The organism is Cohnella ginsengisoli (genome assembly GCF_029525555.1).
Lineage (GTDB): Bacteria > Bacillota > Bacilli > Paenibacillales > Paenibacillaceae > Cohnella > Cohnella ginsengisoli.
Genome location: NZ_JAPDHZ010000002.1, coordinates 74,397 through 88,248, shown reverse-complemented (window position 1 = coordinate 88,248; position 13,852 = coordinate 74,397). Strand labels below are relative to the sequence as shown.

The 13,852-nt window shown below is 60.3% G+C and carries 12 protein-coding genes and 2 pseudogenes; 11 read left to right on the top strand and 3 right to left on the bottom strand.

Annotated elements, in window-relative coordinates:
* Window positions 1–64 precede the first annotated feature (64 nt).
* Window positions 65–808, bottom strand: coding sequence for an alpha/beta hydrolase (locus OMP38_RS00495; RefSeq protein WP_277563438.1), 744 nt, complete (start codon window positions 806–808; stop codon window positions 65–67).
* A 290-nt stretch (window positions 809–1,098) separates the two neighbouring features.
* Between OMP38_RS00495 and pdhA the strand changes: the two are divergent.
* The 4 genes and pseudogenes from pdhA (at window position 1,099) to lpdA (ending at window position 6,118) form a co-directional block, all read left to right on the top strand.
* Window positions 1,099–2,200: pseudogene (pdhA, locus tag OMP38_RS00490) on the top strand (pyruvate dehydrogenase (acetyl-transferring) E1 component subunit alpha).
* Window positions 2,201–2,340: 140 nt separating this feature from the next.
* Window positions 2,341–3,318: an alpha-ketoacid dehydrogenase subunit beta gene (locus OMP38_RS00485; RefSeq protein WP_090112494.1), complete on the top strand. Its 978-nt coding sequence runs from the start codon at window positions 2,341–2,343 to the stop codon at window positions 3,316–3,318.
* Window positions 3,319–3,337: 19 nt separating this feature from the next.
* Window positions 3,338–4,693 (top strand): dihydrolipoamide acetyltransferase family protein, encoded by a 1,356-nt coding sequence (locus tag OMP38_RS00480; protein ID WP_277563437.1) that lies wholly within the window; start codon window positions 3,338–3,340, stop codon window positions 4,691–4,693.
* Between the two features lie 3 nt (window positions 4,694–4,696).
* Window positions 4,697–6,118 carry a dihydrolipoyl dehydrogenase gene (lpdA, locus tag OMP38_RS00475; RefSeq protein ID WP_277563436.1) on the top strand — a complete coding sequence of 474 codons (1,422 nt, stop codon included), beginning with the start codon at window positions 4,697–4,699 and terminating at the stop codon, window positions 6,116–6,118.
* 71 nt (window positions 6,119–6,189) lie between these two features.
* Here the strand turns inward: lpdA and OMP38_RS00470 are convergent, their stop codons facing one another.
* Together OMP38_RS00470 and OMP38_RS35435 are read right to left on the bottom strand one after the other, a co-directional pair.
* Window positions 6,190–7,764 (bottom strand): ABC transporter substrate-binding protein, encoded by a 1,575-nt coding sequence (locus tag OMP38_RS00470; protein WP_277563435.1) that lies wholly within the window; start codon window positions 7,762–7,764, stop codon window positions 6,190–6,192.
* A gap of 19 nt (window positions 7,765–7,783) precedes the next feature.
* Window positions 7,784–7,999: pseudogene (locus OMP38_RS35435) on the bottom strand (SgrR family transcriptional regulator); the annotation flags it as partial.
* A gap of 166 nt (window positions 8,000–8,165) precedes the next feature.
* On the opposite strand from OMP38_RS35435, the gene OMP38_RS00465 reads away from it, so the two are divergent.
* The 7 genes from OMP38_RS00465 to OMP38_RS00435 all read left to right on the top strand — a co-directional run bounded on the left by OMP38_RS00465 (window position 8,166) and on the right by OMP38_RS00435 (window position 13,832).
* Complete coding sequence (locus OMP38_RS00465) at window positions 8,166–8,327, top strand: hypothetical protein (RefSeq protein WP_277563434.1); 162 nt, start codon at window positions 8,166–8,168, stop codon at window positions 8,325–8,327.
* A 146-nt stretch (window positions 8,328–8,473) separates the two neighbouring features.
* Window positions 8,474–8,977, top strand: coding sequence for an acyl-CoA thioesterase (locus tag OMP38_RS00460; RefSeq protein ID WP_277565122.1), 504 nt, complete (start codon window positions 8,474–8,476; stop codon window positions 8,975–8,977).
* A 42-nt stretch (window positions 8,978–9,019) separates the two neighbouring features.
* A complete protein-coding gene (thyA, locus tag OMP38_RS00455; RefSeq protein WP_277563433.1) occupies window positions 9,020–9,814 on the top strand; it encodes a thymidylate synthase in 795 nt (264 codons plus the stop codon).
* Between the two features lie 117 nt (window positions 9,815–9,931).
* Window positions 9,932–10,435 (top strand): dihydrofolate reductase, encoded by a 504-nt coding sequence (locus tag OMP38_RS00450; protein WP_277563432.1) that lies wholly within the window; start codon window positions 9,932–9,934, stop codon window positions 10,433–10,435.
* A gap of 124 nt (window positions 10,436–10,559) precedes the next feature.
* On the top strand, window positions 10,560–12,050 hold the full coding sequence (locus OMP38_RS00445) for a glutamate synthase subunit beta (protein ID WP_277563431.1): 1,491 nt from the start codon (window positions 10,560–10,562) through the stop codon (window positions 12,048–12,050).
* 103 nt (window positions 12,051–12,153) lie between these two features.
* On the top strand, window positions 12,154–12,480 hold the full coding sequence (locus OMP38_RS00440; RefSeq protein WP_277563430.1) for a hypothetical protein: 327 nt from the start codon (window positions 12,154–12,156) through the stop codon (window positions 12,478–12,480).
* A gap of 182 nt (window positions 12,481–12,662) precedes the next feature.
* Entirely contained in the window at window positions 12,663–13,832 is a 1,170-nt protein-coding gene (locus tag OMP38_RS00435) for a lysozyme family protein (protein ID WP_277563429.1), read from the top strand.
* The last annotated feature ends 20 nt before the right edge of the window (window positions 13,833–13,852 follow it).

Sequence of the window (13,852 nt, the reverse complement as noted above, 5' to 3'; positions counted from 1 at the left end):
GTGCATTCAAAAAAGGCAGTCGTTGAAGTCATGTGATCCATGACTTCAACGATTGCCTTTTTTGTTACATATGCGCCCTCGGCCCGAGGAAAGCGCCGAGCGCCTCAGGAAGCTCCTTCTGCCAAAAGCCCCATTTATGCTCGCCGTCTTTTTCCCGGTAATCGACGTAAGCGCCCTTGTCTTTGAGGATTCGCTTCGCCGCGCGGTTGAGTTCAACGAAGTTGTGCACGCCGCGCTCGGTCTCGTACGCGGTCTCCTGCAGGCCGACGGTCATCCAGGCGGACAGCCAGGGCAAATCGCCGGCTTCCTTCATCTGCGCGATTGAAGCGCCGTAATATGCGCCGGACAGCGACAGGAGGCGATTAAACAAATCCGGGCGCCGCAGGGCGATCGACATAGAGACGGTCGCTCCGAGCGAGTCGCCGGCAAGCAGACGCGCGTCCGCGGAGGAGCGGGCGGCGAACGTATTTTCAACAAAGGGAACGAGCTCATGCACCCAGAAGTTTAAATAAGCTTCGTGCCGCTCGCTTCCCGGCAAATACTCCTCGGTTCGCACCGATTTGTCGACGTCGACTGCTGCGATGATGAAAGGATCCCAGCTCTCTTCAAGAATGAGGCCGTGGGAGATCGTGGCGATTCTGCCGAAATTGAAAAAATCTTCTCCATCCTGGCAATAAACGACCGGATAGCTGAGCCACTCCTGGTACCCGGGGGGTAAATAGAAGCGGACCGCGCGTTCGCCGGCTTGCAGGTAATTGCTGGGAACCGCATGCTTGACGACGGTTCTGCGAACAGGGGTCTCGGACATTGGACATCGTTCCTTTCTCGGAGCCCGAATCGGGTATGACGGCGCCTCGGCATGGGCAAAACATAGGAATGTTCGTTGCCGCGCTTGCCATTTTAAGGACGGCCGATCGGGATTTGTATTAATGTGTTATACAACAAAATCAAAACTGTACTAGAAACATATTGCGCTTTCAACGGCGAAGAATTCAATAAATATGCCTTTTTTTGCTTTGACCAAACCACTAGGGCAGCTATATAATAATTCTATAACAGAAACCCCTCTTCCACAATTCATGACGAGGAGATGTAACGATGAGCAAAGGATCTTTGGACGCACCGGCCAAGCCGGAGCAGCAAGCAGCGCATATTGTACATTCGGAAGACGTCACGCCGCTTCAGGTATTGTCCCCCCGAAGGCGAAGTGGTCAATGCGGCAGCGATGCCGAACCTGACCGACGAGCAATTAAAGGAAGTTATGTACCGCATGGTATTCACCCGCACTTGGGACGACCGCGCGGTCAACCTCGGCCGTCAAGGCCGCCTGGGTTTCTATGCGCCGGTCTCAGGCCAGGAAGGCACGATGGTCGGCAGCGAATACGCCCTGACCAAGGAAGACTTCGTCTGCCCGGGCTATCGCGATATGCCGCAGCTCGTCTGGCATGGACTGCCGCTGTATCAGGCGTTCCTGTATTCCCGCGGTCACCAGCACGGCGGCCAGATTCCCGAAGGCGTGAACGTATTGATGCCGCAGATCATCATCGGCGCGCAGATCCTTCACGCGACCGGCGTCGCCATGGGATTCAAGCTGAAGAATGAAAAGCGCGTCGCCATTACCTACACCGGCGACGGCGGCTCCTCCGAAGGCGACTTCTACGAAGGGATGAATTTCGCAGGCTCGTTCAAGCTGCCTGTCATTTACTTCGTTCAAAACAACGGCTACGCCATCACGACGCCGTTCGCCAAGCAGACGGCCGCCCAGTCGATCGCGCACAAGGCGCTCGCAGCGGGCATTCGCGGCGTCAAGATCGACGGCATGGACGTGCTGGCGGTCATCTCCGCCGTGCAGGAAGCTGCCGAGATCGCCCGTGAAGGCGGCGGCGCGACGCTGATCGAAGCCGTCACGTACCGCTTCCGTCCGCACTCGATGTCCGACGACGCGACCAAGTACCGCACGAAGGAAGAAGAGCAGGAGTGGACGCTTCGCGATCCGCTCGTGCGCTTCGGCAAGTACCTTGAATCGAAGGGCCTGTGGTCGGAAGAGGACACGGCTCGCGTCAAGGAAGAGGCCAAGGCAGCGGTCAACGAGCATATAAAGAAGGCCGAGCAGACCGAGAAGATGACGGTCGCGGGGCTGATCGACTCGATGTTCGAGACGACGCCTCCGCATCTAGAAGAGCAAAAAGCTGATTTCTAAACGTTGCCCGCGGCAGCGCGCGGACGGATAACCGTCCGGCGCCCACGGTTCGGCCCGGCAGCAGCCGGTCCGTTCAATATACATGATACAGCCGCTATGATCGCGGCCGTCATCCTCTAGATGGGAGAGAACAAAATCCAATGGCGCAAATGAACATGATTGAAGCGATCAAGGACGCATTGCGCGTCGAACTGAAGCGCGACCCCGGCGTCCTGCTCTTCGGCGAAGACGTCGGCAAGGTCGGCGGCGTCTTCCGCGCGACGGAGGGTCTCCAAGCCGAGTTCGGCGAACAGCGCGTATTCGATACGCCGCTGGCCGAGTCCGCGATCGGCGGCCTGGCGGTCGGCCTTGCCACCCAAGGCTTCCGCCCGATCGCCGAGATTCAATTCGTAGGCTTTATTTATGAGGCGCTCGACCAGATGTTCGTACAGGCCGCGCGCCTGCGCTACCGCTCCGGCGGCCGCTACAACGCGCCGATCGTCTTCCGCACGCCGTTCGGCGGCGGCGTCAAGGCGGCCGAGCTGCATACCGATTCGCTCGAAGGCCTGGCCATCCAGACGCCGGGCATCAAGGTGGTCGTGCCTTCCAATCCCGCAGACGCCAAAGGCCTGATGATCTCCGCGATCCGCGACAACGATCCGGTCTTCTTCATGGAGCACCTGAACTTGTACCGCGCGTTCAAGGACGAGGTGCCCGAGGGCGAGTATACGGTTCCGCTCGGCAAGGCGAACGTCGTTCGCGAGGGTAAGGATATTACGATCATCGCGTACGGCCTGATGGTACACACCGCGATCAAGGCAGCCGACGAGCTCGCCAAGAACGGCGTATCCGCAGAGGTCATCGACCTGCGTACGCTCGTGCCGCTCGATATCGACACGATCGTCGCATCGATCCAGAAGACGAACCGCGCGATCGTCGTCCAAGAGGCGCAGAAGACTTCCGGCGCCGCCGCCGAGATCATCGCGCAGATCAACGAAAAAGCGATTCTCCACCTGGAGGCGCCGGTGCTTCGAGTCGCGGGTCCGGATACGGTTTATCCGTTCGCGCTCATCGAGGACGCCTGGCTGCCGACGCCTGCACGCATCGTGAAGGCCGCCAACCAAACGCTTCAGTTCTAAAGTGAAGGAGGGATAGCGCATGGCTAGATTTGAATACCGGTTCCCGGAGCTCGGCGAAGGTCTGCATGAAGGCGAGATCGTCAAAATGCACATCGCGGCCGGACAAGCCGTGACCGACGAAGATATTCTGATGGAAGTACAGAACGACAAGGCCATCATGGAAGTGCCTTGCCCGGTTAACGGCAAAGTGCTTGAAGTGTTCGGCAAAGACGGTCAGACGATGCGCGTCGGCGAAGTCGTCGCCATCATCGATGCCGAAGGCGAACTGCCCGAGCAAGCGGACGGCGGCCACGGCGCCGAGCCTTCCGGCCATAGCGGCGAAGCCGCGTCCGCCCAAGGCGGCGCAGACCTGAAGGGTCAGCCTGCCCAAGCGCCGGCTCAAGAGACCGCCGGCGAAGCCGCCAAGCCTGCCGCAGCCGCAGCGCCTGCGCCGGCCGCGAAGGATGCCGCGCTCGTGCTGGCTACGCCTAGCGTGCGCAAGTTCGCCCGCGAGAAGGGCGTCGCCATCGCGGACGTGTCCGGCACCGGCAAGAACGGCCGCATCACCCGCGAGGACGTCGCCGGCTTCGCCGAAGGCGGAGCGCCTGCGAAGAGCGAAGCCCCGTCCGCAGACGCCGCGCCTGCTGCCGCGCAAGCCGCAGCTCCTGCTGCGCGCGCCGCGCAATCCGGCCCTGGCGTCGAAGAGCGCGTGCCGTTCAAGGGCATCCGCAAGGCGATCGCGAACGCGATGGTCAAGTCCGTATACACGGCGCCGCACGTCACGTTGATGGACGAAGTCGACGTTACCGCGCTCGTTGCGCTTCGCAACCGTTCCAAGGCATTCGCCGAAAAGAAGGGCGTCAAGCTGACGTACCTGCCGTTCATCGTCAAGGCGCTGGTCGCCGCCGTGCGCGAGTTCCCGGTCATGAACGCGATGATCGACGAAGCCGCGAACGAGATCGTCTTCAAAAAGTACTACAACATCGGCATCGCAACGGACACGGACAACGGTCTGCTCGTGCCGGTCGTCTTCGACGCCGACCGCAAGAACATCTGGAATATCGCCAAGGAAATCAAGGATCTGGCGACCCGCGGCCGCGACGGCAAGCTGGGCGCAGGCGAGCTGAGAGGCAGCACGATTTCGATTACGAATATCGGATCCGCTGGCGGCCTGTTCTTCACGCCGGTCATCAATTTCCCCGAGTCCGCCATTCTGGGCGTCGGCCGCATCGATCAGAAGCCGGTCATCAAAAACGGCGAGATCGTACCCGCTTCGGTCATGGCGCTGAGCCTCAGCTTCGATCACCGCATCGTCGACGGCGCTACCGCGCAACAATTCGTTAACTACATTAAACAGCTGCTTAGCGATCCTGAGCTGCTCGTCATGGAGGTGTAATCGATGGTAGTAGGAGACGCTTCTCTGGACATCGACACATTAGTAATCGGCGCGGGTCCCGGCGGATACGTCGCGGCCATCCGCGCGGCACAGCTCGGTCAAAAGGTCATCATCGCGGACAAGGGCAAGTTCGGCGGCGTCTGTTTGAACGTCGGCTGTATTCCGTCCAAGGCGCTGATCAACTCCGCGCACCACTACGAATCGATGCTGCATGCCGAGGACTACGGCCTGTCGGCCGAGAACGTCAAGGTCGACTTCGGCAAGGTGCAGTCTTACAAGGATTCCGTCGTCAACAAGATGACGAGCGGCGTCGAGATGCTGCTCAAGGCGAACAAGGTTCAAATGTTCCAAGGCGAGGTCATGTTCATCAACGAAAACGAAGCGCGTCTGTTCAACGACCAAGAGGCGCCTCGCTATCGCTTCAAAAACTGCATCATCGCGACGGGCTCCCGCCCGATCGAGCTGAAGCCTTTCCCGTTCGGCGGACGGATCCTGTCGTCGACCGAAGCGCTGTCGCTGCCCGAAGTGCCGAAGAGCATGGTCATCATCGGCGGCGGCTACATCGGCATCGAGCTCGGCCAGATGTACGCCAAGTTCGGCACCGAGATCACGATTCTCGAGGGCGCGGACACGATCATGCCTGGCTTCGACAAGGACATGAGCAACCTCGTCGTCAAGAAGCTGAAGAAGAACAAGGTCGACATCGTCAACGGCGCGCTCGCCAAGGGCGCCGAGCAGACCGACAAGGACGTCACCGTGACGTACGAAGTCGGCGGCGAACAGAAGACCGTCACTGCGGACTACCTGCTCGTCACCGTCGGACGCCGTCCGAACACCGACGGCGAGCTGGGCCTCGACCTGATCGGCATCAAGACGACCGACCGCGGCTTGATCGAAGTCGACGAGCAATGCCGCACGAACATCAAGCACATCTTCGCCATCGGCGATATCGTGCCTGGCGCGGCGCTGGCGCACAAGGCTTCGTACGAAGCGAAGGTCGCCGCCGAAGCGATCGCGGGCCTGCCGTCGAAGGTCGACTACAAGTGCATTCCCGCCGTCGCGTTTTCCGATCCGGAATGCGCAAGCGTCGGCTACACGGAGAAGGAAGCGAAGGATAAGGGCCTGAACGTCAAGTCGAGCAAATTCCCGTTCGGCGGCAACGGACGCGCGGTCACGCTGAACGGCGCGGACGGCTTCCTGAAGCTGATCTCCGAAGTCGACACGGGCCTTGTCGTCGGCGCGCAGATCGCCGGCGTCGAAGCGTCCAACATGATCGCCGAGCTGGGTCTCGCGATCGAGATGGGCGCCACGATCGAAGACATCGCCCTTACCATCCACGCTCACCCGACGCTGGGCGAGATTACGATGGACGCGGCAGAGCTCGCGATGGGTCACCCGATCCATACGATCGCGCCTAAGAAATAAGCATTCAACGATAAAAGAGGAAAGCGCCGAGAAGTTATCGGTCGCTTTCCTCTTTTTTGCGTGACGGGCGGTCATACGACCTTTTCCAGCCAAATCTGTTTAAAATCAATCCATCCCTGCGGGCTGAAGCTGGCGCCTCTGACGGAAGGATGCATCTGCGTGCTCAAGCGGCGATGGTGGAGAAATACGAGATAGCATTCTTCGCGAAGCCGGTTCTCGATCTCGCGCATATGGCTGCGGCGCTCCTCGGCGCTGTAGGCGGCGAGCGCGCGATCGATCCGCTCGACAATCCAAGCCTTCAGCGTTGCGTTCAGATAGGCGCTGGTCATGCAGGCCTCGTGCTCGTAGAGGTCGATCTCGCAAACCTCGTCCTCGGCCAGGACGATGCCGGATACCGTGAAGTCGCCGCTTGCGACGACGGCCGGATCGACCGATTGCTTCCAATCGGCTATGAAAAGCTCGATGCGTACCCCGTACATTCCGAGACGTGCAGCGATCCAATTTCCGTCTGGTTCGTATTTCTCGTGCACGACCAGCCGCAGCGTCTCGCCGCCATAGCCGGAGGTCCGAAGCGCCTCCCGGATTTGCGATTCGCTGGCGGACTTCGCGATATACTTCAAGCTGTCCTCGGGGCGGATGCAATAGGCGGGCAGCGCGCGTTCTCCGCCGAGATCGGCCTGCATCGCCACAGGGTCGAGCATCGCGCGCACGGCTTTGCGGAAAGCGTCGTTTTGCTGCCAGCCTTGTTTGTTCGTGTTCCAGGTCAGCATCGTACATCCGTTGCAAAGCCGGGCCAGCGCCTGCCAATCCATCGCCGGGTCCAGACCGTCGTCCTCGTGTTCGGCGTCCGGCGCGCGCATGACCGAGGGCATCCCGATCGTGGACCGCTCCCGGCAATCCTCCGGCATAATGACGATATCCACGACATCCAGAAAGGGACGCCCGAGGTAGTACGCCGTATTGGCGCTGAGCTCGATCCGGTGCGGAGACAGCGTGACAAGCCGAAAAGCGCCGGTGCCGACCGGCAGCCGCCAATAGGCTTCGCCTAGGCCGCACAAGGCGAGCGGCAGGATAGAGGCCGCGGCGGCGCACAGGAAACGGTCGAAGATGCGGTTCGGCCGCGAGAGCGAGAAGCGAACGGTGCGCGGCCCAAGGGCTTCGACGCGCGACAGGCTCCGCATCATCCAGCTGTTCGGCACGCCGGGCTGGCGAAGCCGCTCGAACGTGAAGACGACGTCCTCGCTTGTCAGCTCGCGCCCGTCGTGGAAGTGCACGCCTTTTCGCAGGTAAAAGGTCCATTCCGTGCCTGTCGGATCGGAGCTCCACGCATGCGCGATGCCCGGTACGATCCGTCCGAGCGATTCGTCGAAGGTGACGAGCCGGTCGAAAATATGGTACATCAGGTGGCCGTCGAACGCGAAGTTGGCGCAGCCGGGATCGAGCGTCTGCACTTGCCGGTAGACGGGGATCCGGAGCGTGTCGCAGTCCGTGCGCCCGCGAACCGTTTCCTTTTGATAGCCAAACCTGACATTCAGCCAATCGATAAATCGCGCCTTGACGTCGGTGCCGTCGCCGAAGCTCGCGATTAGCTCGAACGACAAGCGATAATCGCCGTGCTCCGCCTTGGCCGTTACAAGGTCGAACAAAAAAAGGCTCCTTTTCCGCCTTGAAGGCGATATGGGAGCGATTGCCGCGGCCCCGGCCGGGCAGCCAGTCGATCAGGCCGTCCTCCTCGAGCTTTTTGAGCACCAGCTTGGCGTTTCGCGTCGTACAGTACAGCGTCTCGGCCAGCTCTTCCAGCGTAGCCTCAACCGGATTGCCCAAGGCGCGTCCGCCTTCGAAGCGATCGAATAGGGTCAAGTATCGTTCCGCCGTCAGCATCCCCGTTCACCCCTCCTGGTTTTGCCGCGTATCTCCTGTAAAAGAGGAAATCCATTAAATGCATTATACGCTTTTTATCCTCTTTTGGACAACGCATAATGGAGACAACGAACAAGCGAGCCGGCCGCAACGTGCGGCCAGGCGATGCGCGGAGGAGGAACCCCCCATGCTGGACATTCAATACACGCTCGAAAAGCTGGCCGAATACAGGGATCTCGGACATCGCGACGATGCGGGACGCTTCGGCGATTCGTTGTTAAACGGCGGCAGATTCAATCGCGTTCGACAATCGATTCTCGCGTTGCTCGTCGCGCTATTCGGACGATAAGGCAGCCCACTGCGGTTGCCTTTTTTTTGCGCCGGGCGCCGAAGCGCGTTTCGCGTTATCTTGCGTTATAATGTAGAGACTTTAGACATCCCGTGACGCGACGGTTCAAACCGGCGCGCAGCAGAAGAAAAGAGGAAATGGATACGATGACCGCTTCATCCAGACCGATCTCGGCGTCGAGGTCCGTGTTGACCGAGATGCTGTTTCCGGGAGACACGAATTATCATGGCACGATGTTCGGCGGCACGCTGATGCAGTATATCGACAAAATCGCGACGATCGCCGCCATGCGCCACTGCCATATGCCCGTCGTGACCGTCTCGCAGGACAGCCTCGACTTCCTCTCGCCGATCCGCGTAGGCGAGGCGTTCGAGCTCGAAGCCTGCGTCACCTGGACGCATCGCAGCTCCATGGAGATTTACTGCGTCGTTCGCGCGGAGGATTTGTTCACGGGCGAACGGCGGCTGACCGTCACCGCGTTCAGCACGTTCGTCGGGCTCGGCGCGGACGGCAAAACCTCGCCCGTACCCGCCGTCTACCCGGAGACCGAGGAAGAACGGCTGCTGCACGAGAGCGCGCCCGCCCGCTACGAGCAGCGCCAGCTGCGGCGCGGCCAGCGGTACTCGTCGACAGATGGACGGGACAAATGATACAATCGGAAATAACGTTACAATGAAAAGGTGAGACGTCTCTTGCGTAATTATTTAGACCTTTTACAGGATATTTTGGATAGCGGCACGGAGAAGGGGGACCGAACGGGCACCGGCACGATCAGCGTGTTCGGCAGGCAGCTCCGGTTCGATCTGCAGGAAGGCTTCCCGCTCGTCACGACGAAGCGGATCCATTTGAAAAGCGTCGTGCACGAGCTGCTCTGGTTCCTGAGCGGAGATACCAACATTCGTTACTTGAAGGAAAACGGCGTCTCGATTTGGGACGAATGGGCCGACGAGAACGGCGATCTCGGTCCCGTTTACGGCTCGCAGTGGCGCGCCTGGGAGACGCCGGACGGGCGTACGATCGATCAGATCGCGCAGGTCGTCGAGTCCATCAAGCGCAATCCCGAATCGCGCCGACATCTCGTCAGTGCCTGGAACGTCGCGGAGATCGACCGAATGAAGCTGCCGCCGTGCCACTTCGTTTTTCAATTTTACGTAGCCGAGGGCAAGCTCTCGTGCATGCTGACGATGCGCTCGGTCGACACGTTCCTCGGATTGCCGTTCAATATCGCCTCTTATGCGTTGCTCACCCATATGGTCGCCCAGCAATGCGGTCTCGAAGTCGGCGAGTTCGTCTGGTCCGGCGGGGACGTGCATATTTACGCCAATCATCTCGAACAGGTGAAGCTTCAGCTCACTCGCGAGCCGCTGCCATTGCCTAAGCTCGTCATCCGCCGCAAGCCGGATTCGATATTCGATTACAAATTCGAAGATTTTGAATTCGAGGGCTACGAATACCACCCCGCGATCAAGGCGCCCGTAGCGGTATAAAAGCTGACGCTGCCGGGGTTCTGTCAAAAAACAGTCGTTTTTTGGCTGATAGTCGCCGGGAGACCTCGTATGTTATGATAGTTACACTAATTCACGATAGCAGGGAGGCGGTGGCGCATGTCCGTCACTTTGATCGCCGCCGTCGCGAAGAACGGCGTCATCGGGGCGGATAACGCCCTGCCTTGGCGTCTGAAGGACGAGATGGCCTACTTCAAAGCCCAGACGATGGGCAAACCCGTGTTGATGGGGAGCAAGACGTTCCGCTCGCTGACGAAGCCGTTGGCCGGTCGGACGAATGTCCTTTTGTCCAGGTCGATGACCGAAGCGCCGGAAGGCTGCGTCATCGTCCGGTCCGTACAGGAGGCGCTTGAGCGCTACGGCGGGGAAGAGCTGATGGTAGCCGGCGGCGCCGACGTCTACGCGCAACTGCTGCCGCACGCGGACCGGATGCTGCTCTCGGAGCTTTCGGAGGACGTAGAAGGCGACGCGGTATTCCCGAGCTTTGACAGGTCGGACTGGATTCTTGCGTCCAAAAAAGTCACAAGCCGCGGACGAGCGCAATCCGATCGCCTTCGATATGTGCGTATACGAGCGCCGCGCAGCGGAAAGTGCAAACAATAGAGGGGATAATCCATTCTGATGACACGGGTCGTCAGGTAAGATGGTCTATCATATATAACGGTGCCCTGACCCTGCGGCTGTATCCGGTCAGACACGCGAATTACCGACAGATGGAGGAAATGGGATGTCGACGCCTACGGGATTTATGGAATATCAACGCGAGCTGCCAAGCGATCGCGACCCCCTTGAACGGATCAAGGACTGGAACGAGTTCCACCGCATGTTCTCCGAAGAACAGCTGCGCACCCAAGGGGCGCGCTGCATGGACTGCGGCACGCCATACTGCCATACCGGCATGGAATTGTCCGGCGGCGCTTCGGGCTGCCCGGTCAACAACCTTATTCCCGAATGGAATAACCTCATCTACCGCGGACTGTGGAGAGAGGCTTACGAGCGTCTGGCCAAGACGAACAACTTCCCCGAGTTCACGGGCCGCGTCTGTCCCGCGCCGTGCGAAGGATCTTGCACCGTCGGCCTCATCGGCGACCCGGTCACGATCAAGACGATCGAGCAAGCGATCATCGACCGCGCCTTCGAAGAGGGCTGGGTGGTGCCCCAGCCTCCGAAGCAGCGCACGGGCAAGCGCGTCGCCGTCGTCGGATCCGGACCTGCAGGCCTGGCTACGGCCGCCCAGTTGAACAAAGCGGGCCATAGCGTGACCGTATTCGAACGCGCGGACCGTCCGGGCGGCCTGCTCACCTACGGCATCCCGACGATGAAGCTCGAGAAAAATATCGTCCAGCGCCGTGTCGACCTGCTGGCCGAAGAGGGCATTCAGTTCGTTACGAACACGGAGATCGGCAAGGACATTTCCGCCAAGCAGCTGGCCGAAGAGTACGATGCGATCGTCCTGTGCGGCGGCGCGACCAAGGCGCGCGGCCTTGGCCCCGTCGAAGGCGCGAACCTCAAGGGCATCCATCAGGCGATGGATTACTTGAACGGCACGATCAAGAGCTATCTCGATTCGAACCTCGAAGATGGCAATTATATCTCGGCCAAGGACAAGCATGTCATCGTCATCGGCGGCGGCGACACGGGTACGGACTGCGTCGCGACGGCGCTGCGTCACGGCTGCACGAGCGTCTCTCAGTTCGGCACGCATGCCAAGGCGCCGCTGACGCGCGACCAGATCAACAACCCGTGGCCGGAATACCCGAACGTCTACACGCTCGATTACGCGCATGAAGAGGCGAAGGTGCTGTACGGCGAAGACCCGCGCGCGTTCTCCGTGCTGACGAAAAAGTTCGTCGGCGACGAAGACGGCAACGTCAAGGAGCTGCACACCGTGCAAATCCGCCGCTATATCGACGAATCGGGCCGCAAAGTGTACGAAGAGATTCCCGGTACGGAAAAAGTATGGCCGGCCGATCTCGTCCTCGTGGCCGTCGGCTTCGAAGGGCCGGAGTCGATCCTCGTCGAGCAGCTCGGCTTGGAGACGGACCGCAGAACGAACGTGAAGGCCGCTTACGGCAAGTATAAGACGAGCGTCGACAAGGTATTCGCGGCTGGCGACATGCGCCGCGGCCAAAGCCTTATCGTATGGGCGATCAACGAAGGCCGCGAGGCTGCCCGCGAGGTCGACCGTTATCTGATGGGTTCGACGATGCTGCCTTAAGGATAGACCAGCCAGCGATTAGATCATATCAGGGTCGCACCCGAGCCGTCTTCGAAACGAAGCCGGCGGGTGACGACCCTTTATTGCGAACGGAGGAAATGCGATGTTTCGATACGGCGAGGATATGCCGAAGGAGCTCAAGTTTACAGAATTCGAAGCGAACGTCGAACGGCGCGACGCGCAGTGGATCGATGCGGAGCTTCGGCTTCGCTTGGACGCGTCTACGCCGCTGCCGGACGACGTCATCGATCTGACGGCGCTTGTCGTCTGCACGCATGCCGGTCATCCGATCCAGATCGAGGCGCTTGACGAAGGCATCGACTGCGAATATCAGTTTACGATGTTCGAGAAGGAGCAGATCGAACGTTATATGAGGAGCGACGAGGTGCAGTCGCGTATTGCGGAAGCTGCGCGCGGGGCACGGGGCTAAACGGTGAACGGCGGGCCGCATGGTGGGTCTACCTGGCGGGTCGCTTGATGTAGAGCGGGCGATGAGGCGGGCTGCGAGGCTGAATCGCTAGCCAGATCGCTTTTTCAGGTCGCGTTCCTATGCTAAACTATGGAAAAGCAGTCGATATGAAAAGCTTCGAGCGGAGGGGGGCGCGGCCGGATATGGCAGGCGAAGCCTTGTTGACGCCGGGAGACGTGTCGGTCATCCGCCGATACGTTCGAACCAAATATGCGCCGATGCCCGCGACGAATCAGGCGGAGATCGTCGCCGACGCGATCGTGCGTACGATTCGGCGGCGGCTGCCCGAATGGCCTGAAGCGCTTAGAGCCGACGTGGCCGACAGGCTCGTGGCGTCTTGCGTCGTTGGCGAGCAGCGTGAGGTGTATCCGCAGGACGTGCTGCGCGTATGCGGGGATTTGACGCTTGCGGACGAGGCGCATGCGGCCAGCCTGCTTCGATGGTTGAACGAACGAACGGCCGCGGCATGGACGCTCGAGCGGATCGCGCGACGAACCGAAAAGGGGCTGGTGCTGAAGCCCGATTTGGCGGCCGAGCTCGATTCTGAGTCCAACGCAAATGATAGCGCTTCATCACTTGAAGCGGCGCATGGCGGCACTGCCGGCCTTGACAATGCATCAACGACACTTGGCGCAGACGGCATTGTCGTGGCCGCCAGCGTAGTCCATTCAGCCGCCGATGTCAACAGGATGCCAAGATCCGGATGGCTGGCGCCAGCCGCCCTGCGTCCGCTTGTTCTCGCGGCAGTGCTGATGCTTGCCGCCGCTGGCGTGCTTTTAACGTCGATTCAGCGCAGCGACAGCGAGGCGGAGTCGCCTCGACCCGAATCGGCCGCAAATCCGGCAGCGCAGCAAACCGTCCGCCAAGCCGCCGGCACGGCTCCGTTTGCTTATTTGCCGTTCGATGCGGAGGCGGTGAAGTCCTATCTGAAGGGCCGGGACTCGATGCTGGCCGAACGCCCTTACTTCGAGGCGATCGTCGAGAGCGCCCGCCAGCATGGCATCGATCCGTTGCTTCTGTTTGCGGTTGCCGGCCAAGAGCAAGGCTTCGTCCCGAAGTCCGCCAAAAAAGCGAAGCAAATCGCGAACAATCCGTTTAACGTCTTCAACAGCTGGGAGACGTACAATACGGACATCGGCGATTCGTCGGGCATAGCCGCGAAGCTCCTCGCGAAGCTGGCAGCCGGCATTCCCGAAGGCGAAGAACCGTTCGCCTGGATGAATCGGACCTATGCGGAGGACCCGCTTTGGTCGGACGGCGTCCGCGCCATTTACGCCAAGCTTCAATCGATTGGACGAGAGCAAGGGGAGTGAGTTTCGTGACGGATCGCGCG

Excerpts from the sequence above, each read along its gene's own strand:
- OMP38_RS00495 (WP_277563438.1), bottom strand. The coding sequence starts at position 808 with ATGTCCGAGACCCCTGTTCGCAGAACCGTCGTCAAGCATGCGGTTCCC.
- OMP38_RS00485 (WP_090112494.1), top strand. The coding sequence starts at position 2,341 with ATGGCGCAAATGAACATGATTGAAGCGATCAAGGACGCATTGCGCGTC.
- OMP38_RS00480 (WP_277563437.1), top strand. The coding sequence starts at position 3,338 with ATGGCTAGATTTGAATACCGGTTCCCGGAGCTCGGCGAAGGTCTGCAT.
- lpdA (WP_277563436.1), top strand. The coding sequence starts at position 4,697 with ATGGTAGTAGGAGACGCTTCTCTGGACATCGACACATTAGTAATCGGC.
- OMP38_RS00465 (WP_277563434.1), top strand. The coding sequence starts at position 8,166 with ATGCTGGACATTCAATACACGCTCGAAAAGCTGGCCGAATACAGGGAT.
- OMP38_RS00460 (WP_277565122.1), top strand. The coding sequence starts at position 8,474 with ATGACCGCTTCATCCAGACCGATCTCGGCGTCGAGGTCCGTGTTGACC.
- OMP38_RS00450 (WP_277563432.1), top strand. The coding sequence starts at position 9,932 with ATGTCCGTCACTTTGATCGCCGCCGTCGCGAAGAACGGCGTCATCGGG.
- OMP38_RS00445 (WP_277563431.1), top strand. The coding sequence starts at position 10,560 with ATGTCGACGCCTACGGGATTTATGGAATATCAACGCGAGCTGCCAAGC.
- OMP38_RS00440 (WP_277563430.1), top strand. The coding sequence starts at position 12,154 with ATGTTTCGATACGGCGAGGATATGCCGAAGGAGCTCAAGTTTACAGAA.
- OMP38_RS00435 (WP_277563429.1), top strand. The coding sequence starts at position 12,663 with ATGGCAGGCGAAGCCTTGTTGACGCCGGGAGACGTGTCGGTCATCCGC.